Source organism: Ruegeria sp. AH12, from assembly GCF_056541465.1.
The window spans coordinates 202,434-222,829 of record NZ_JBQFYL010000005.1; the positions used below are offsets into that span (position 1 = coordinate 202,434).

A 20,396-nucleotide genomic window follows, 5' to 3' on the forward strand; every position below is an offset into this window, starting at 1 on the left:
GTCAAAGGGTAAGACAGATGAGCAAAAGCCTAAACGGGGCGGATTGTCCCCCTTCCAAGATCGCCGGCAATACATGTGAGGGTAAGATGACCAAAGCACCTGAGACCAATACGCATCCAGCAGCGGATCAATCGGAAACGGACCGCTCGCGCCGGATTCGCCAGTGGATAGATCGCAAAATGGGCCGCTGGGCCGAGCGTGGTTTGGCAGGTGGGCTGGGGTCATCTCTGTTGGCGCTGCCCGCGTTTGCTCAGGCCACGATTGAAGAGCTGTATGCCTATCAGTTCGCTGAAACCATTCCCGGTGTGCAATCGGCCAAGCTGCTGAAAAATGGAGATGTTCTTCTCAAGATGACCGACGGGCGCAGCATGATTGTTGCCGCAGAGAATATTCAGGTTCTGGACAGCGGCGCCATCATGATCGCCGAAGCGACGGTTGCCGAGATCGCACAGTTCAGCCTGGCTGAAGCGGGCGCTGCTGCTGCAGGCGGTGTCAGTGGGGCCGGTGCGGCCTTGGGCGGTTTGGGTCTGGCGGGGGCTGCCGCTGCTGCTGGTGGCGGTGGTGGGGGCGATGATGCCAGCCCTGCGCCTGCGCCAACACCAGTGCCTCCGCCTGCTTCAAGCCATCCAAGCCTGAACTTGGCTCAGTTGCAGGGAACAACGCTCAGCAATTCGACCATCAATTCCGTCACCCCAGCCGGCACCGACAGTGTCGAGATCACCATTGGATCAGTAGTCAAAACCGTGACCCCGGACTCAGATGGGAATTGGAGTGTCTCTTTGACCCCGTCAGAGGCCAGCGGCGTGCCTCAGGGCGTGACGGACATCACCATTCGACATCTCGATGACATGGGGGATGAGCTGTCGGTTGAAACTGTTACATTCGACGTCGATACAGTACCCCCGACCCTGGCTATCACCAGCTTCTCGGATGGGGCGGTGATGAATACTGCCGAACAAGCAACAGACTTGATCGTCACCGGAACAACCGATGCCGAAGACGGGCAAACCGTCACCGTATCGCTCAATGGTCAGACCTATACAGGCACTGTCTCGGGCGGCAATTGGAGCGTGACTGTCCCGGCTGCTGATCTTGCCTCATTGCCGGATGGCACAACAATATCGGTTACTGCCGACGTTTCGGATGAGGCCGGCAACCCTGCCCCTCAAACAAGTAGCAGTTTCGATACCGATTTCAGCGCTCCGACCATTTCATTGGACCCGGTCGCTGGCGGGTCGATCGAACTGATTGATGTCAGCGGCGATTTGATCCTGACCGGCAACACCAGTGCCGAAGATGGGCAGACCGTTACGGTTACGATGGATGGCCAAACCTTTACCGGCACCGCCTCGGGTGGCAGCTGGAGCGTGACAGTCCCAAACGCTGATCTTTCGGGTCTGACAACCGGGACGCCTGCGGTGATCAGTGTCACCGTTGACGATGCGGCTGGAAACCCGGCGGTCGCTGCGACGGCTTCGGTACCTGTCGATCTGACAGGCCCTTCTATCAGCATCGCACCTCTTACAATAGGTTCGGTACTGAACGCGGCCGAGGCCGGGTCGGATTTGACCATTTCCGGCACAACTGGAAATGTGCAGGACGGTCAAACTGTCACCGTCACGCTCGATGGGCAAACCTACACCGGCACCGTCTCGGGCGGTAGTTGGAGCGTCACTGTTCCAGCCGGTGATCTTGCGGCCCTTGCCGATGGAGGCAGCTTCTCTATCACAGCGGACGTTTCGGATGTTGATGGGCTTGCTGCTCCTCAGGCAGATACGCCCGTTACTAAAGATGCCAGCGCACCCACACTCAGCATCGATAGCTTCTCGGATGGCGCTGTCATGAACGCTGCCGAGCAAGCGACTGATCTGACGATTGCCGGGGCAACGTCGGCTGAGGATGGGCAGGTTGTTACGGTCGAGCTGAATGGTCAAACCTATACCGGAACTGCCAGCGGCGGCGCCTGGAGCGTCACTGTCCCCTCTGGCGATCTGGCAGCATTGTCAGATGCGTCCACCATATCGGTGACAGCTGACGTGTCAGACGCTGCAGGCAACCCGGCCATTCAGGCAACGAACAGCTTCGATACTGATTTCACCGCACCCAGTGTCGCTATTACCAATCTATCGGATGGTGCGGTGATGAATGCGGTTGAACAGGGTACGGATCTGACCATTTCAGGCACTTCAGATGCACCAAACGGGACGGTTGTAACGGTCGAGATTGCGCGGCCCGATGGAACGGTGGATGTCACTGGAACTGCAACCGTCTCCGGTGGCAACTGGACCCTTACCGCACCATCGTCTGATCTAAGCGGGCTACAGCATGACGTCACATATGATGTCACTGCATCCGTAGCTGACAGCGCAGGCAATAGCGGTCAAACAAATACCAGCTTTGACACCGACTTCTCCGCACCATCCATCACAATTGATGCCTTGCCTGTAGGGGCGGTTCTTGACGTAACCGAACGTGACAGCGACCTTGCAATCTCTGGAACCACAACCGCCGGGGATGGGCAAACCGTATCCGTCACATTCGGCGGGCAGACCTATGTCGCCACTGCCTCAGGTGGAACTTGGACAGCCACGGTCCCGACGTCTGATCTGGCCGCATTGTCAGACATGACCAGCTATCCAATCTCGGCTACGGTTCCGGACAGCGCTGGAAACATTTCACCTGCGGCAACCACTTCGGTCACGACCGATTTCCGGCCCACGCTGAGCATGCGCGCAATTGGAACGAATGAAGCGATAGCCCTAAGCGATGCGCAAAGCTCTGGCGTGGTTGTCAGTGGCAGCTCAGCGGGTCTTAGTACAGGCCAAGCCGTTGATGTTCTGTTGAACGGCAATTCGGTCGGTACTGCAACTGTTGGCCCGGATGGAACATGGTCGTTGACAGTTTCGGCGTCTGAATTTGCGGGTACCGAAGCGGGTGATGATCTCGACTTCACGGCGCAAGCCAACGTCTCGGGTGGGCCAGATCCGTTGCCTGTCACAACAGAAACAGCAGCTTATGTGCCTGCAGCCTATGTGATTTCCGAGATTGCGCAATCTGGCTCGACCATAACCTTCGCAATCCATGCCGATTCTGATCGGGACATCTCATCTGGTTTGGCCATGACAGCTGAGCTGGAATACGACTCCTCCGTGGTCACGTTCGATGTAAATTCTGACACAGAAAATGGTGAATTCGATCTCTTCTTAGCCAACACCGGACCTGGCGATGTCGTCAGTTTTGCAGGTGCGGCGACTACCTTCACAGACCTGTCCCAACCTTTGGTCACATTCACGATGACTGTACAGGATCCCAACCAGCCCATTGTTTTGACGATCAGGACTCCGGATGGAGGGCCAATGGTGCTGCACTTGGGCACTGATGGTGATGATACGATGGCGGCGTCTGATGTCGATACGCTGATGCGTGGCGGCGAAGGGGATGACACGATTGACCTGAATACAGCCGGGCGCGATGTTGTTGTCTTCGAAGCTGACCCGACAACAAACGGCGTTGATACGATCTCCGGGTTTACACTTGGTCCGGCAACAGACGTGACGGATGCGCTGATGTTCAGCGGGTTGGATGTCAGCACATTGCGAGGCGACGGAACCGGATTTGAAACCCTGGCGGTTGGTGATGCGTTGGGTCTCGATACGGGCTTTGTCGGGTTGACGACGGTGCTGACCGATCTCACGGCAGCGTCGCTTGAAACGGCCGTCGAAAGCCTCACAGGTGCACAATCTGGCGATGCGCTCTATGTACTGGCGACTGACGGTACAGACAGTGCGTTGATCAGGGTGGATTATTCAGGATCGAGTGACGCGAGTGTTGAAACCGTGGCCATCTTTGACGGGCTCGATGATCTAAGCGCGCTGTCCACCGACAACATCCTGCATACCGATCCAACGGGCGCGACGGCGTAACCCGCCTCGCAGTCATGCATTTGGATTCGACTTCGTAATCAGACAGCGTGAGGGGAACGCTATGCTACAGAACGGCCTGACTCCGGTCACTTTCGAACGGTATGGACATCGCTTTTGGCGGCGGTTCACATCTTACGAGTTTGCTCGACATCTGACGGAGTGCACTGTTGTAGAAGCGGAAATCCTGCAGGTTGCCGCCATGTTTCCGATCGCTTTCCGAATGACCCCGGTGGGTTGCCAACCCGTTGCTCTGTTGTCGATGCAGGTCGATTCCACTACTCCTTTTGTCGCCGCAAATGGCACTTGGTTGGCGCGATATTTGCCAACTGCGCTACGCTGCCCACCCTTTGGTGCGGGCCCCGCCTCTGCAACCTCAGGGCAACAGTTTCATTTGCTTGTTGATGAAACCATGGGGCTGGTCACCGATAGCCCCGATGATGTTCGTTTCTTTGATGACGCAAAGAGGCTGAACTGCGATCTCATCAAAGTAAAATCGTTTCTCTTTCAGCGCGCAGCAGCTGAGCATGAAACGTTGGGGCTGTGTCGCCTGATCCGAGACTTGAATCTACTCTCGCCGCTGAGTGAAGTTTTGAAGGCTGATGGCCCGCATGATCTTTTTGGCATTCATCTTCAGGCGATACATGGTCTGCGGTCCTCCCACCGGGTGCTTTTGACCAATAGCCGAGCCATGCGCCTGATTCATGCGCATCAGGTTTCACTGTCGCACGTGCAGTGGTTGACGCAAATACAGGATCAACTGACCGATAGATCGCAGCTCCAAACCTCCTCCGAGGTCTCTGGGTTTCTGGATGCTGTCGTGAACGCGCAGCTCGAAGAGTTACCGTTCAACTATGATAAGCAGGAGGGCGCTCATGCATATGCTTAAGGCTTTCGCATGCATGTTGGTGTTCGCGTCCCTGGTTTCAGGGTGTCAGCAACCGCCCGGGTTGTCCGGCATTCAGGTTTCATTTTCCAGTGGAACAGCTGGTGCGGGCGCAACGCCGCCCGCTCAAACGCTGACCCAAAGTGCATTCGGCCGCAAGATCCGTCAGGCTGTTGAAACAAGTCCGAACCTCGCTCAGAGTGAAACAAGACTGGAGGCTGCAGCGGCAGACCAGGATGCTGCCAAAGGCGCTTTTCTGCCACAGGTCTCCCTGGGCATCAACGCCCGGTCTGAGCGCGTAGACTCCGATGTCTCAGATGTGTCGCCCTACCTTCGCGTTTCGCAACTGGTCTATGATGGCGGTGCGGCATCAGGTGAGCTGGCTGCCGCCCAAGCCCGTGTTTACGAAAGCCGCGGGGATCAATTGCAGGCTGCGGCTGCAACGGCTTTGTCCGCGATCGAAGCTTATGTGGTTGTGTTGGACAGACGCAAGATCCAAGGGATCAACGCACAAAACGTAGCAGCGCATGAAAAGCTGGTACGGCAGATATCGGATCGAACTGCCAGCGGGGCAGGCTCTAATGCCGATCTGCTGACTGCACGCTCACGCATGGCGGATGCCCAAACCCGTTATGCCGATGCGCTTGCGCAGGTCGATCGCGCCGAAGCGCGCTATCGCGAAGTGTTTGATTCCGCACCAGACGCCCTCCCGCAACCAATCCCTGCTCCGAACCTGACCCGAAGTGATACCCAAATCGTCATGAGCAGCCCTCAGGTGCGGCGCGCTGATGCAAGCCTGGTGGCTGCAAAGGCTGAATGGAGCGCAGCTCAGGCCCGCAGGCAGCCTGATATCCGAGTGGCGGCTTTCGCCAATCAAGATACTGATCGAGATGCCAATTTTGGCGTGGACTTGTCGTTTAACTACGAACTTGACAGTACCGGCCAAAAACGCGCGGCAATTGCCGCCGCGCACGCGCGGGTGAAGGACGCTCAATTCTCCCGCGAGGCGCTGATCCGCGAAATAACTCGAGAGCTTGGGTTTATCCGTTCTGATCAAAAAGCTGGGGCTGAAAGACTGCGGGCCGCAAAATTGGCGGTGCAGGCCAACGCTGAAAGTGTCGAAGCCGCTCGTGCACAGTTTACGATCGGGCGGCGCAGCCTGATTGAAATTCTGGACGCTCAACGGGACTTTGTGAACGCGCAGGAGAGGTTAATCTTGGCTGAACAGAGCTTCTTTCTGACCAACTATGCCGCATTGAGCCTGACAGGTGATATCCTTGATCTGCTTGGCTTGTCGGTCGGTACCTGGAGCGCCCAGAAATGACGGCAGGTTCCCCATCTTCCGATATTCAAATCTCGGCCTATGAAGCCTGTTTTTTGAACATCGCCGGTAGCCTTGAACGACCAGTTACGCTCGCCGCTTTGCAGGCTGCTCAGTCGGGTGTGGATGGAGATTTGACCGTTCGGGACATTCTTGCGTTGGCGCAACACACGGGGTTGCAGGCCGGATATGGCGCACGGCCGTTGAAAGATTTTGACGATGCTCTGGTTCCCGCGATGCTTTTGCTGGATGGTAATAAGGCCGTCACCTATCACGGCCGGGCGCTCAATGGGGAGATGTTGATCTTTGATCCCGAGATCGGGAGTGGCCTCTGCGAGATATCTGAATCCGAACTCAGCGACGTCTATGCGGGCTTTGCGATCCTGTTTCGCCGAGATCATAAGGCCGAAGTGACCAATGATGGGCAAGTTCGAAGTGGCCACTGGTTTTGGTCTGCGCTATCTGCCAACCGCTGGGCCTATGTACAAGTGGCCCTGGCCGCGGCGCTTGCCAACCTGCTGGGGCTTTCGACATCCGTATTCATCATGGTGGTTTATGACCGTGTCCTTCCGAACGAAGCAACCGAGTCGCTGATCGCCCTGACCTTTGGCGTGGGTATCGCGCTTATCTTCGACTTCGTACTCAAGCTTCTGAGGGCTGGCTTTATCGATCGCGCGGGCCAAAACGCTGATATGTTCATGGGGCGCAGAGTCTTCGATCAGTTGCTGAATATTCAGATGAAATCGCGCACCGGCTCGACCGGGGCGATGACCAGCACGGTGCGTGAATTTGAAACCCTCCGAGAGTTCTTTACCTCGGCAACATTGGTTGCTGTCGTCGATTTACCCTTTATCGCGCTGTTCATCTTCGTGATTTATCTGGTCGGCGGCGATTTGGCCCTGGTCCCGGCCCTTGCTGTACCGGTTGTTTTGCTGGCTGGTCTTGTGGTTCAGCCGATCCTGTCGCGTATGGCCGAGAAAATCCTGGCGGATGGTCAATCCAAGCAATCGGTGTTGGTGGAGGCGGTTTCGGGCCTTGAGACGATCAAAACAACCTCTGCCGGTCGACAAATGCGCAATCGGTGGGAGCAGGCGATCGAACGACAATCCGCCCATGGCGCGCGCAGTCGCGCCGTGACCCAGTTTGCCTTGAATTTGACGGGCTTTACGCAGCAGGCGGCGCAGGTTCTGATTGTATTCTATGGCGTGTTTCTGATCACCGAAGGTCAGGCCAGCATGGGTGCGCTTGTGGCTTCGGTCATGCTGACGGGGCGTGCTTTGGCCCCGTTGGGACAGCTGGCCCAAACCCTGACCCGCGTCAATCAGGCACGTAGCGCCTATCGCAATTTGGATGCCTTGATGCAGGCTGAAAGTGAGCGTCCTGAAGGCCGAAGCTGGATCACGAGGGCGGGTTTCAAGGGGGCCATTTCGTTCAGCAACGTGCACTTCGCCTATCCAGATCAGAGAGAAGACACTCTGAACGGTGTTTCCTTCACAATTAAGCCCGGTGAAAAAGTGGCCATTCTGGGTCAAATCGGTTCGGGAAAAAGTACAATCGCGCGGCTGTTGTTGGGGCTCTATTCGCCGCGGGTCGGGTCGGTCATGCTGGATGGGCTGGATATTCGTCAGATTGATCCGGGCGACCTGCGGCGCAACATCGGCTCAGTCCTGCAGGATATCTGGCTGTTTTCGGGGTCTGTTCGGGATAATATTGTCAGCGGTGCGATAAGAGCACGCGACGAAGATCTGATTGAGGCTGGGCGCGCCGCAGGCGTAGAAGATTTTGTCGCCCGACATCCCAGTGGCTATGATCAACAATTGGCTGAACGGGGCGAAGGGCTTTCGGGTGGTCAGAAACAGGCGATTGCGTTGGCGCGGGCCCTAATTGGTCGGCCTCCGGTTTTGTTGCTGGATGAGCCAACAAGCGCGATGGATGTCAAAACCGAAGCGCAGGTGATCCGGCGTTTGAAAGAGGCAACAACAGACACCACGGTCGTGGTGGTGACCCACAGAACCAGCCTGCTGGAACTGGTTGACCGTGTCATTGTGATCGAAGGCGGGAAGATTGGTGCGGATGGTCCCAAAAGCCTGTTGACCCAACACGCACGCAGATCGGGGAGGCATCTGAATGTCGCGGCATCCTGATCTGAGTCAGCTTGCGCGTGAGATGCAGGGGCGGGCACCGCTGCAAGGTTCGCTGTTGTTATTCGCTATTTTGGCCTGTTTGTTGAGCGCAGGTGCTTGGGCCTATCTTACGGAACTGGATGATGTTACCCGCGTGGATGGCCGGATTGTGCCGTCGGGCGATGTGCAAGTGATTGAAGCGACGGAACCTGGAGTTTTGCAGGTGTTGCATGTGCGCGAGGGTGAGTTGGTTGACCAAGGTGCTGTGTTGATGGAGCTGGATACCACCCAGATTGACAGCCAATTAAGCCAGGAACAACAACGTGCCTATGGCCTTATGGCGCGGGTTCAGCGCTTGCAGGCTGAAATTGATGGAACGGAGCTGAGCTTTGACACAACTCTGATCAAAGGCGCGCCAAATGTCGTGCGTTCGGAAACGGCGCTCTATCAAGGGCGACAGGCTGAACTCAGTGCCGAGATTGCCATTCTGGAGCGGCAGAGACAGCAACGGCATCGTGAATACGAAGAGGGGTTGGTTGATCAGGTTACGGCTGATGAAACTCTGAAAGTGCTCGCTGAAGAGCGGGCCATTATGGCCCCGCTGGTTGAACAGCGCATGGAACCCGCGACCACACTGTTGGCCTTGCGCCGTAGCGAGGCTGAGTGGCAAGGCCACAAGGTGCGTGCCGAGGCCGTGACCAACCGTTTGAAAGCCGGCCTTGAGGAAATCGATGACCGCATAAAGGCCACTCGCAGCCGATTTAGGACTGCCGCATTGACGGATTTGGCCCTTGCGACCGCCGAGCTTGCGGCACTTGAGCCTACCCTGCCCGCTTTGCGCGACCGCGCCCTGCGCGCGCAGGTGAAATCGCCGGTCCGGGGAATAGTGAATCGGATACATCGAACAACAATTGGTGGGCTAGCCCGAAGTGGCGAAGACCTGATTGAGATTGTGCCATTAGACGACAGCTTGCTGGTCGAAGCCTATGTCAAGCCCGAGGATATCGCCTTCTTGCGCGCGGGCCAGCCGGTAAAGGTGAAGATCACAGCCTATGACTTTGCTCGCTATGGTGGGTTGGACGGTGAAATCCTGCGCATCGGCGCAGATACCATCACGCGGTCCGAAAGAAATGATGAAGAGGTGTTTGTGGTTGAGATTCGCACCAGCAACACCATGCTCGACGGGCAAGGAATTGCCGTTGAAATCATTCCAGGTATGATCGCAGAGGTGGATATTTTATCCGGCAAGAAGTCGGTACTGGACTATATCCTACAGCCCGTTGTGAAGATCAAGGACCAGGCCCTACGAGAGTAGCGGGGGCTACCCGATCGGCGAACCCATACGCAGCCTATTTCCAAGCAACATCGCCGAGAAAGATGTAGCCCGCCCCGTATATCGTCTTGATCAAGCGCGGGTTCTTGGGGTCTTCACCAAGCTTGGTTCGTAGCCTTGAGATGCGCACATCCATGGCGCGGTCGAAGCTATCCCCGGCTGCGCCACCCAGAGAATCCTGCATTTGTGCACGGCTGATCAGGCGTTTGGGGCTTTCCAGAAATAGGCGCAAAACCTCACCTTCGGCGTGGCTGAACGGTGTTTCGGCCCCGGATTTGTCCTTCAGGAGATACCGATCAAAATATGCTGTCCACCCGTTGAACTCGGCGATATTGGTGTTCGAGGTTTGACCGCGCGGCGCGCGTAGTCGCGCGCGAATACGCGCCACAACCTCTGTTGGATCAAAGGGTTTGGTGATGTAGTCATCCGCTCCCAATTCCAGCCCGGTCACGCGATCCTGAACTTGCGCGCGGCCTGACACAATGATCACGGCTGCGCCTTGTTCCAGCGCCAATCGGTGTACCAAGGCCAGGCCATCCGTATCCGGCAGGGATAAATCCACTAAGCAGACGTCTGGTGTGATCTGATTCAGTGCGGCCTCGAACTCGCGGGCCCGGGAATAGCTTTGCGTGCGAAAGCCAGCCTCTTCCAGAGCATCTGTCAGGATATGCCGAATCTCAGGTTCATCATCCAATATGGTTACCAACGGCTGATTCATCAGGCAGCCTCGGTTCGGACAAGGGCGGACAACTGTGCCTTGGAAAAGGGTTTGCTCAGCACGGGCGCCATGGCCAATGCCTGTCGGTGCAGAGGATCGGTATAGGGTAATGATGTCATGAGTATACAGGGCAAGCGAGATCTGAGTTGCGATAACAGATCAAGCCCCGTCGCCGCGCCCTCAAGTCGAATGTCGGACAGCACCATGGCAATTCCTTCCACGGTCTCGGTCAGAGCCAGCGCCTCATCTGCCGAGGTCGCCTCGATCACCGAAAAGCCAAGGTCGATCAGCATGTCCCTGAATTGGCCGCGTAGATCGTCGCTGTCTTCCACCAATAGCACAAGCCCCTCTTGCGCGGGGGGCGCGGGGCGATAGGGCAGGCGTAAAATCACGGATGCGCCTGAGGGTGTATTGCGCAGGTTCAGGTCACCGCCCGCCAGCTTTACGGTGTCATAAACCATGGGCAAACCAAGGCCCGATCCATCACTGCCTTTCGTTGTGAAAAAGGGGTTCAAAGCCTTCTCCAGTGCCTCAGACGAAAAGCCGGAACCGGTATCGGAAACTGTGATTTCGATCCAGATATCGCCGATTGCATGTGCACTGATCGTCACCTGCCCGGTTGTGCCACAAGCATCACGCGCGTTCAGAACAAGGTTCAAAAGCGCATCCTGAAGCATCCCGGGATCGAGCATAAGCGCCTGATCTGGCAAAGTATTCACAACAGACAGCCCAACGCCACGAGGTAAGGACGGGGTGGCCACTATCCGTAAATCCTCGAGCAAGCGGCGCAGATCGGTGGCTTTCGGCTGAGGTGTGCGATGGCCGGTCATATCCGCAATCCGGTTCAACAACTGACCACCACGCCGCGCTGTTTTTTGGGTCGCCGCGATCAGCGCATGTGCGTCTTCTGGCAACGCCATCTTGTCGAGCTGGGATTGCATACCCAGGATGATTGTCAGCAAGTTGGAAAAATCATGCGCCAGGCCATTTGTCATCTGTGCAGCCATTTCGCGGCGGCGGGTTTGTTGCAGGGCTACACGGGCTTGGGTTTCTTCGGTGATATCTACCGACATCACATAAACGCCCCCTGCCCCGTCAGGTGTGAAAGACACGCGGATGCGGCGCGAGTCTTGATCTTCGGTGAACTCGAACACCGATGTTTTGCCGTTATAGGCATTTTGCAGGTGAGCACTGACCCGGGCAAAGGCGTTTGCCCCCAGCGCTTCAGATATGTGAAGGCCCAAAATCTCGGATGGTCGCCCCGGCATGACAGAACTGAGCCGCCGGTTCGAGTAATCATATCGCCCCTCGCTGTTCAGATGCGCGATATGGGCCGGCATCATCTCGGTCGTCAGACGAGTCCGGGCTTCGATCTCGGTCAGCTCGCGTTTGGCCTCTTCCAGCGCGGTGATGGTTGCTGCCAGTTTCCGGTTGGTGGCCGAAAGCTCTTCGGCATGGGTAAGCAGCTGGCCTGACAATTCCTCGGACCGCGCGCGCAGCAGGTTTTCGGCGCGTTTTGCGTTGGTTATGTCTGTATAGACCGCCACCCAACCACCCTGAGGCAGCGGTGCGCCTTCGATCGAGATCACCTGACCATTTGCGCGCTCGCGCTCCATGTAATGTGGCTCGAACGCCAGCGCCTGTTCGACACGCACTTCGACCATGTCATCGACACTTCCCTCGTCACCGTACTCTCCACGGCTTGCCAGAAAGTGGATCGTGTCCCGAAACAACGCGCCGGGTTGCACCAGCGCATCGGGAAGGTCAAACATTTCTTGAAACCGCCGGTTGCTAAGGACCAGGCGCAACTGGCTATCATAGATGGAAAGCGCCTGGCCGATCAGGTTCAGCCCGGCGGTTGTCATCGCCTTGATCCGTTGTTCGGTGATGCGCAAATTCACCCTCCCCTATTCTACCCGTAGCACCTGACGACCAGCAGGTGTAGAGGGGATCAATGCCGCATGCGCATCTTGGGCCCATCAGGGGTATTGGAATGCAATGACAGTGTGTGGTCCATGTTCCGCATCCGATGGCGCAACATCTGCCTGCACAAGCGTGCAAGGTCAGCCGCATAGGCGGGGTCTTCGGCGACATTCTCGAACTCGCCCTTCCCGTCATGATCGAACAAAAGTGGCGGCAGAGCGGCTGCAAATTCAACCAGGGTAAAGCGGTCATCGCGCAGGATACCCAGACAGGATTCGCTGTTTCCGGTGCCAAGACGTCGTTGCCATAGGGTCGGGTTTTCCGGCTCAGCAAAATCAAGCTCGCTGAATGAGTAACCCCTCCAATCTTTGGGCACTTCGCCCTGCAAGAGAGAGATCAGAGACCGCCCATCCATCTCATTTGGGATCGATTGCCCAGCCCAATCCAGGATCGTCGGGGTGATGTCGATGGATTCCGTCGGCACGGTGATTTCGGCCCCAGCCTGCGCCTGATTGCCGGGCATCCGGATCATCAGCGGCGTATGATAAGCCGCATCATAGACAGTCATCTTGCCCCAGCTGTGATGGTCGCCCAGCATTTCGCCGTGATCGGCGGTGATAACGATCAGAGTGTCGTCATACTGCCCGCTGTCTTTCAGATACTGAACGACGCGGCCGATGTGATGGTCGACCTCGGTCGCCAACCCAAAATAAATCGAGCGCAGGATCTGAATGTTCTCATCTGTCGACTCGACCTCATCGAAACCGTGAACAAAATCAGCTGCTTTGTAGAGGTCGAGATTTGGATCAAAAAACGGGTGCTGCGCTTTTTCGGCCTCGGATGTCCCCAATCGCCGTGGCAAAGGCAAAGTGACGGGGTCATACATCCGATTGTAGGGTGCCGGGGCAACAAGCGGTGGATGCGGGCGGATATAGGTTAGATGCGCAAACCAGTTCTGATCTTGGTAGGGCGCAATGCCATCCAGAAACGCGTCGGTCAAAAAGGCGGTGTCGCTGTCTTCGGCCCGATAGAGCGCTGGATCATTCAGCTTTGGCGCCTCACCGGTGGGCGAGACCGGTTTGTAGACATCCATATAGGTGTCGAACGCATAGCCTTGTTTCATCAGATGCGCCCGCCAGGGATAGGATTCCTCTAGCCGCATCTCAACGACCTCAAGAAATCCATCCATTGATTGCTCATAGGATTTTAGCACCGGGTCATTCACATCATGAACACGCGGGTCTGCCGAGGTGTCGGTGTAGCCAAACAGCATTGGCATAAAACCTGCTTTGCGCATCTCGGTGGCGATGTTGGGAATGTCATGGCGCAACGGCGTGCCATTGCGGACAGATCGGTGGTTCATCGCGTACTGACCAGTCAGCAATGAAGCGCGCGAGGGGCCACAGGGATTTGTCACCGAGTAGTGGCGTTTGAACGTCACAGATTCGTCCATGAACGCGCGCAGATGCGGTAGATCAACATGATCTGCCAACGCGCCGAACAAGCAATCTGCCCGCAGCTGATCGATGATAACGAATAGAACTTTTCCGGCCTGGCCCATGTCGCGCACTCCGAATCCGCACCCGAGTTTCAGGTGCGGACTGTGTCGCGGAATGGCTACCCTCGCAAGAGTTTAGTCCAGCTCGTACTTGGTCTCGTAGTTTTCCTTGAGCGCGGGGTCCTGATCTTCTTTGCGCAACAGGCAGTTGCCGATCGACAAGACCTCGATATCGGTGCCCATGAAACAGCGGAACGCATCCGTGGGCGTACAGACAATTGGCTCACCCCGCACGTTGAACGAGGTGTTCACCACCAGCGAACATCCGGTCAGATCTTTGAACTTCGAGATCAGCGCGTGATACGCTGGGTTCGTGTCTTCATGTACCGTTTGGATGCGGGCAGAATAGTCCACGTGCGTCACAGCCGGAATATCCGACCGTTTGACGTTCAGCTTGTCGATGCCAAACAGGGCATTTTCCTCATCCGTCATCTTACGGCGGATTTTGTCCTGAACATCGGCCACGATCAGCATATAGGGGCTGTCGCCTTCCAGCTCGAACCAGTCGGCTACGTCTTCGCGCAGAACAGATGGCGCAAATGGGCGGAAGCTTTCGCGGTATTTGACCTTCAGGTTCAAGGTTTTCTGCATCGACTCGGATCGTGGATCGCCAAGGATTGAGCGCGCGCCCAAGGCGCGTGGTCCAAACTCCATCCGGCCTTGGAACCAACCAACAGCCTTGCCATCCGCCAATGCCTGCGCGGTTTGGTTGACCAACTCACCGTTTTCATAAGTAGTGAATTTGGCCCCGACACGCGTCAGTTCTGAGGCGATTGCGTCATCTTCGTAACGCGGGCCAAGATATGACCCCTGCATTTGATCGCCCGAGGCGACCTGACGCGGATTTCCCAGTTCCTGGTGCCAGGCCGCATAGGCCGCCCCCAGTGCCCCGCCTGCATCACCGGCAGCAGGCTGCACCCAGACATTGTCAAATGCGCCATCGCGCAGGATTTTGCCATTGGCCACGCAGTTCAAGGCCACGCCGCCTGCCATACACAGATTGCGGATACCGTGTTCCTGCGCCAGATTGCGGGTGATGCGCAGCATGATTTCTTCGGTCACGGCCTGCACGGATGCAGCGATGTCCATATGGAACTGCGTAAGCTGATCGGTTTCAGGTTTGCGCACGGGATGGCCGAACAGGTCCTCCAGCGCTTTGTTGGTCATGGTCAGACCGGCCGTATAGTTGAAATATTTCTGATTGAGGCGGAACGAGCCGTCCTCTTTCAGGTCAACCAGATGTTCAAGGATCAGGTCCTTGTATTGCGGCGCGCCGTAAGGGGCCAAACCCATAACCTTGTATTCACCGGAATTGACCTTGAAGCCGGTATAATAGGTGAAAGCGGAATAAAGCAGCCCCAGCGAGTGCGGGAAATGCAGCTCTTTCACCATGGTCAGCTCGTTGCCGCGCCCAATCCCGACGGTTGTGGTGGCCCATTCGCCAACACCGTCCACGGTAAGAACAATCGCCTCGTCGAAGGGCGACGGATAATAAGCGCTAGCGGCATGGCTGACGTGGTGTTCCGAAAACAAGATCTTGTCGACGGTGAAATCGGGATCGATCCTGCGAAGCTGTTTATTCAGCAAATCCTTGAGAAACAGCTTTTCCCGCAGCCAGACCGGCATCGCCATTCGGAACGAGTTGAAACCGCGTGGGGCGACGGCGATGTAGGTTTCGATCAGGCGTTCGAACTTTAGAAACGGTTTGTCGTAGAAAACAACATTGTCCACGTCCGCCAGGGTGATCCCTGATTCGGCCAATACGTATTCAATCGCCTTTTCCGGGAATCCAGGGTCGTGTTTCTTGCGGGTAAAGCGTTCTTCCTGCGCGGCGGCAATGATCTTGCCGTCGCACAGCAGTGCTGCTGCGCTGTCATGATACAGCGCGGAAATGCCCAAAATGTAAGTCATGTGATCAGAACAGCGTATAGATGAACGGCGCGATTGCCGAACCTTGGCTGAGAACGATCAGGCCACCGAAGATGCCCAACACCACAAGGATGGGCAGCAGCCAGAACTTTTTTCTGACCCTCATAAATGACCAGAGCTCGGAAACGAATGTCACGTCTGGTACTCCCTTCTTTAAAACTGTTGTTTCATGCTGCCGGGCTGATCCTTGCGAACAACCCAATAGCTTTCTGCGGAACTGTCTAATTTCTCAGACAAAAGGTCTTTTCCCAACAGGCGCGCCACCAGTCCGAAGGGCACGAATGTCGTAATGAAAACCAGAAACATGACGATGGGTGCCACGATGGCCCCCAGCAACATTCCAAACTTGAACCAAAGCCGATTGGGCTTGGTCAGAACCTGCGGCGCAAGGAAAGTTACCGCAAGAATGGCCCCCGCGATTGCAAGGGGTATCCACCGCACAGAACCACCGCCCCAAAGGGGCCAGAGTGCGATGATTAGAAAGACTGCCGTGAAGACAAAACCGAACCCTCGTTCAGAACCGATTTCGACATCAACATTGGCTTGATGGTCAGACATGAAACACAACCGAATAACAACAAACAATTACGTCCATAAAGATACCATTACCTTTGGTTGAAACAAGTGAATTAGGTCACTCACCTTCGGGAAATTCGCCCAATGGCGCTAACCAGTGTCACACGGGTGCCATTCCGACCGGTCAAATCAGGGCGCAAATACACAAACCCGTTGCAGCCGATCTGCTTTTTCCGTCACATGCAGGCATGACTCCGCCTCAGATATCGTCTTCGCAAGAAAGCGACCGCACGGTTGTGCATATCTCAGGTGCATTACTCACGCAGTCGGTGGAACACGTTGAGCGCGGCTTTAGCGCCATTCAGCCTGTTGGCGGCGATGTGACATTCGACCTGACCCAGATGGAAGCGCTGGACACCAGTGGCGCGTGGCTCGTGGCTGATCTGTCACAGCGGTTCACCGCTCAGGGCGCGCAGCTTCAGTTTCTGGGCCTCAAACCTGCGCATGCCGCCTTGATTGATACGGTTTCGCATAGCATCCCCGAACAGCCCGGTCGGCTGGACCCGCCCAGAACCTTTACAGATTGGGTTGAAAGCGTGGGTCGTGGGACATTCGGGGCGTGGCAGGACACATTGTCGATCCTTGGCTTCCTGGGGCTGACACTGCACCGTCTGGCTCGAACCGTCGTTATGCCCTGGAGGCTGCGCCGCGCTGCGCTTGTAACGCATATGGAGGAAACCGGCTTCAAGGCCTTGCCGATTGTGGCGTTAATGGGGTTCCTAATCGGCGTTGTGCTGGCTTTTCAGGGTGCCACGCAGTTGAAACAGTTCGGGGCCGAGATTTTTGTGGTCGAGCTGATCTCGATCTCAATCCTGCGCGAACTGGGCATTCTGCTGACGGCGATCATCGTTGCGGGCCGGTCCGGATCGGCCTTTACCGCCTCGATCGGTTCGATGAAGGTTCAGGAAGAGATCGATGCCATGCGCACCCTTGGCCTGGACCCGATTGAAGTTCTGGTGATCCCGCGCGTTTTGGCCCTTTTGATTATGCTCCCAATATTGGGCTTTGTGGCCGATATGGCCGGCTTATTCGGTGGCGCGCTGATGAGTTGGATTGATCTGGGGATCAGCCCGGGCATGTTCCTGACCCGCCTGAACGAAAGCACAGGGGTCTGGCAACTGGCCATTGGCCTGATCAAAGCGCCGTTCTTTGCTCTGGTCATTGGCGTGATTGCCTGTTGGCAGGCAATGCAGGTCAAAGGATCAGCCCAGAGCGTTGGGCAGCGCACGACTGCGTCGGTGGTGCAATCGATCTTCATGGTAATCGCCATCGACGCCCTGTTCTCGATCTTCTTCTCGCAGATGGGGATCTGAGATGGACGGTACGGTGCAGCATCAATCAATCCCGACGGATACACAACGAGAGGCTGTGATCCGAGTGCGCGGATTGCGCAATCAGTTTGGCCCCCAGATGGTTCATGATGATCTAAACCTTGACGTCTGGCGCGGCGAGGTTCTGGGCATTGTTGGCGGCTCGGGCACGGGTAAATCTGTATTGTTGCGGACTATTGTGGGTCTGAACAAACCCGCTGCTGGCAGTATCGAGGTTCTGGGCGTTGATGTTCTGAACGGTCCCGAAGAAGACCGACGCCGCATTGAGCGGCATTGGGGCGTAGCGTTTCAGGATGGAGCGCTGTTCTCGTCTCTGACCGTCTTGCAGAACGTGATGGCCCCGTTGCGCGAGCATACGGGGATCAGCGAAAAACTGATGGAGTCGCTGGGCGGCCTCAAGATCAGCCTTGTGGGGTTGCCGCAGCTGAGTTGCGGTAAGTTTCCATCGGAATTGTCAGGCGGTATGCGCAAACGGGCAGCGTTGGCGCGGGCTTTGGCATTGGATCCTGAGATTGTGTTTCTAGACGAACCCACAGCTGGGTTGGACCCGATCGGGGCCGCCGCCTATGATGATCTGATCCGCGAATTGCAGCAGGCGCTGGGATTGACCGTTTTCATGGTGACGCATGATTTGGATAGTCTTTATGCGATTTGCGACCGGATCGCCGTGCTTGCAGAAAAGCGCGTGCTGGTTGAAGGTCCGATAGAAGAGATGACCAAGGTCGATCATCCTTGGGTGCAGGAGTATTTCACAGGCCCCCGTGCCCGCGCGGCGCAAGACAAAGGGCAGGACAGGTAGAGGCGATGGAAACCCGAGCGAATTACATTCTGATCGGCGCATTCACTCTTGCGGGGATATTGGGTGCTTTTGGCTTTTTCCTGTGGCTCGCGAAATTCGAAGTGACCCGCCAGTACGCATATTATGACGTGTTGTTCGAAAATGTGTCGGGCCTGTCTGCGGCGGGTGGCGTAAGCTACAATGGCCTTCCGGTCGGGCAAGTGATCTCGTTGAATCTTGATGAAGATGATCCGTCGAAAGTCCGGGTTCGGATCGAGGTTGATGCCGACATCCCCGTCACAAAGGAAACCATCGCGCAACTGCAATCGCTGGGTGTGACCGGCGTTGGCTATGTGGAATTGACTGGCGGGTCCAGCACGGCCGAGCGGTTGCCCAATAACAGTGTCATAAAAAGCAAGCGCAGCACTATTCAATCGCTGTTCGAAGGCGCACCCAAGGTTCTGGACGAGGCAGTCAGCCTTTTGAAGGAATTGAATGCCGTTGTAGACGAAAAGAACCAGAAAGCGGTTTCCGACATTCTGGCTAACCTCGCGTCGGCCACTGGCCGATTGGACAAGACTCTGTCGGATTTTGAATCCGTCTCAGGTAATATCGGAGAGGCCGCCAAGCAAATCGGCGAGTTTACCACGAAGCTGGACCCGTTGATCAGCGCTGCGGAATCCACGTTGCAGACGGGTAGCGAGACATTGAAATCCGTCAAATCAGCGTCCGACACCGCCAAAGAAGCACTAGAAGAGGCGAAGGTTACACTGGCAACCTCGAACCGGACCATCGAAGAAGATGTGCGCCCGTTTATACAGCGCGGGTCGAACCTTGCGGATCATCTGACGCGGTTGTCGGAAGAAGCGAGCGTGTCACTGGGCGTAATTACGGAAACGGTTGTGAACGCCAATACGACGTTGGGTTCGATCACCGCTGCGATGGATTCGACCAAAGGGGTTTTGGCCTCGGCCGAGCGCGCCTTTGACTCGGCCAACCGTATCATTGAAACGCAAGTCGGCCCGGTTGCCCAGGATATCAGCCGCGCCGCCAATCAGGTGACAGAAACGGTCTCGCGCATCACCGTCAAGATCGACCAGATTTCGGATGATGTGCTCAGCGCGTCGAACTCTGCGAAAGAACTGCTTGGAACCATCGACGGCATCGTCCGGGACAATCGTCGCCAGCTTTCGGATTTCCTGCGGGTCGGGTTGCCGCAATTCGTACGCTTTGTTGAAGAATCACAGCGCCTGGTCATTAGCCTAGACCGCCTTGTCGACAAGGTTGAGCGCGACCCAGCACGCTTTTTGTTGGGCACCCAAGCATCGGAGTTCCGTCAATGATCAGGCCTTTATTTCTTACTCTGATCGCAGTGGCCCTTGGTGGCTGCGCGGGTTTGGGCACGTTGCAGCAAGCCTCCAAACCCAATGACCTGTATCTTTTGACCCCCAAAAGCACGTTTGCGTCCTCGCTGCCGCGTATCCAGATGCAGATCGTAGTAGAAGAACCCACAGCAACTGCTGCAGTGAACACCGACCAGATCGCGGTTCAGCCGACGCCTCTGCAGGTTCAGTATCTGCCTCGCGCCAGGTGGGTGGATCGCGCGCCGCTGATTGTGCAGGCTCTGTTGGTCGAAAGCTATGAGAATTCAGGCAAGGTGGCCGCAGTCGGGCGGTCGACCGTAGGCCTGCGCGCAGACTATATCATTGTGCCGGATTTGCGTGAGTTTCAGGGCATCGTAACAGCTGAGACTGAGAACTCAAAAACCGTGCGCGTTGACGTTCGGATGAACATCAAGATTGTCGATGCGTTTGAGGACAAGATCATCGCCTCTAGCTCGTTCCAGGAAACCGTGGTTTCAGCCAGCGATCAGACACCGGATCTCGTCAATGCGTTTGACCTAGCCCTAGGTCGAGCAATGCGGGATTCAGTGGAATGGAGCGTGCGCCGGATCAATACGCACGCCAATAGTCAGCCCAGATCGACGATCAACTGACGCC

General features: G+C 56.4%; 15 protein-coding genes. 9 read left to right on the forward strand and 6 right to left on the reverse strand.

What is annotated here, in order from left to right; translation table 11 throughout:
• Positions 1–86 precede the first annotated feature (86 nt).
• From ACR0EL_RS11115 to ACR0EL_RS11135, 5 genes are all read left to right on the forward strand, one after another.
• A complete protein-coding gene (locus tag ACR0EL_RS11115) occupies positions 87–3,923 on the forward strand; it encodes an Ig-like domain-containing protein (RefSeq protein ID WP_480499933.1) in 3,837 nt (1,278 codons plus the stop codon).
• 61 nt (positions 3,924–3,984) lie between these two features.
• Positions 3,985–4,809 (forward strand): SapC family protein, encoded by an 825-nt coding sequence (locus ACR0EL_RS11120; RefSeq protein WP_480499934.1) that lies wholly within the window; start codon positions 3,985–3,987, stop codon positions 4,807–4,809.
• Positions 4,796–6,130, forward strand: coding sequence for a TolC family protein (locus tag ACR0EL_RS11125; protein ID WP_480499935.1), 1,335 nt, complete (start codon positions 4,796–4,798; stop codon positions 6,128–6,130). Before ACR0EL_RS11120 ends, ACR0EL_RS11125 begins: the two co-directional genes overlap by 14 nt.
• The gene (locus tag ACR0EL_RS11130) at positions 6,127–8,271 is read left to right on the forward strand and encodes a type I secretion system permease/ATPase (RefSeq protein WP_480499936.1); all 2,145 of its coding nucleotides are present in this window, start codon (positions 6,127–6,129) and stop codon (positions 8,269–8,271) included. Before ACR0EL_RS11125 ends, ACR0EL_RS11130 begins: the two co-directional genes overlap by 4 nt.
• The gene (locus tag ACR0EL_RS11135) at positions 8,255–9,565 is read left to right on the forward strand and encodes an HlyD family type I secretion periplasmic adaptor subunit (protein ID WP_480499937.1); all 1,311 of its coding nucleotides are present in this window, start codon (positions 8,255–8,257) and stop codon (positions 9,563–9,565) included. The genes ACR0EL_RS11130 and ACR0EL_RS11135 overlap by 17 nt, the downstream gene beginning before the upstream one ends.
• Positions 9,566–9,599: 34 nt before the next feature.
• Here the strand turns inward: ACR0EL_RS11135 and ACR0EL_RS11140 are convergent, their stop codons facing one another.
• The 6 genes from ACR0EL_RS11140 to ACR0EL_RS11165 all read right to left on the reverse strand — a co-directional run bounded on the left by ACR0EL_RS11140 (position 9,600) and on the right by ACR0EL_RS11165 (position 16,269).
• Positions 9,600–10,301 (reverse strand): response regulator transcription factor, encoded by a 702-nt coding sequence (locus ACR0EL_RS11140; RefSeq protein WP_480499938.1) that lies wholly within the window; start codon positions 10,299–10,301, stop codon positions 9,600–9,602.
• Entirely contained in the window at positions 10,301–12,196 is a 1,896-nt protein-coding gene (locus tag ACR0EL_RS11145; protein WP_480499939.1) for a hybrid sensor histidine kinase/response regulator, read from the reverse strand. Before ACR0EL_RS11145 ends, ACR0EL_RS11140 begins: the two co-directional genes overlap by 1 nt.
• A 56-nt stretch (positions 12,197–12,252) precedes the next feature.
• Positions 12,253–13,785 carry a sulfatase-like hydrolase/transferase gene (locus tag ACR0EL_RS11150; RefSeq protein WP_480499941.1) on the reverse strand — a complete coding sequence of 511 codons (1,533 nt, stop codon included), beginning with the start codon at positions 13,783–13,785 and terminating at the stop codon, positions 12,253–12,255.
• Between the two features lie 72 nt (positions 13,786–13,857).
• Positions 13,858–15,693 carry a carbamoyltransferase family protein gene (locus tag ACR0EL_RS11155; RefSeq protein WP_480499942.1) on the reverse strand — a complete coding sequence of 612 codons (1,836 nt, stop codon included), beginning with the start codon at positions 15,691–15,693 and terminating at the stop codon, positions 13,858–13,860.
• Between the two features lie 4 nt (positions 15,694–15,697).
• Positions 15,698–15,847, reverse strand: coding sequence for a DUF5989 family protein (locus tag ACR0EL_RS11160; protein ID WP_353011336.1), 150 nt, complete (start codon positions 15,845–15,847; stop codon positions 15,698–15,700).
• A 17-nt stretch (positions 15,848–15,864) separates the two neighbouring features.
• The gene (locus ACR0EL_RS11165) at positions 15,865–16,269 is read right to left on the reverse strand and encodes an SxtJ family membrane protein (protein WP_353011338.1); all 405 of its coding nucleotides are present in this window, start codon (positions 16,267–16,269) and stop codon (positions 15,865–15,867) included.
• A 206-nt stretch (positions 16,270–16,475) separates the two neighbouring features.
• On the opposite strand from ACR0EL_RS11165, the gene ACR0EL_RS11170 reads away from it, so the two are divergent.
• From ACR0EL_RS11170 to ACR0EL_RS11185, 4 genes are read left to right on the forward strand one after another with little or no spacing between them, the layout of a single operon-like run.
• Positions 16,476–17,600: an ABC transporter permease gene (locus tag ACR0EL_RS11170; protein WP_480499944.1), complete on the forward strand. Its 1,125-nt coding sequence runs from the start codon at positions 16,476–16,478 to the stop codon at positions 17,598–17,600.
• Between the two features lies 1 nt (position 17,601).
• Positions 17,602–18,417 (forward strand): ABC transporter ATP-binding protein, encoded by an 816-nt coding sequence (locus ACR0EL_RS11175; protein ID WP_480499945.1) that lies wholly within the window; start codon positions 17,602–17,604, stop codon positions 18,415–18,417.
• A 5-nt stretch (positions 18,418–18,422) separates the two neighbouring features.
• On the forward strand, positions 18,423–19,739 hold the full coding sequence (locus ACR0EL_RS11180; protein WP_480499946.1) for an MlaD family protein: 1,317 nt from the start codon (positions 18,423–18,425) through the stop codon (positions 19,737–19,739).
• The gene (locus ACR0EL_RS11185; RefSeq protein WP_480499948.1) at positions 19,736–20,392 is read left to right on the forward strand and encodes an ABC-type transport auxiliary lipoprotein family protein; all 657 of its coding nucleotides are present in this window, start codon (positions 19,736–19,738) and stop codon (positions 20,390–20,392) included. The genes ACR0EL_RS11180 and ACR0EL_RS11185 overlap by 4 nt, the downstream gene beginning before the upstream one ends.
• Positions 20,393–20,396: the final 4 nt, after the last annotated feature.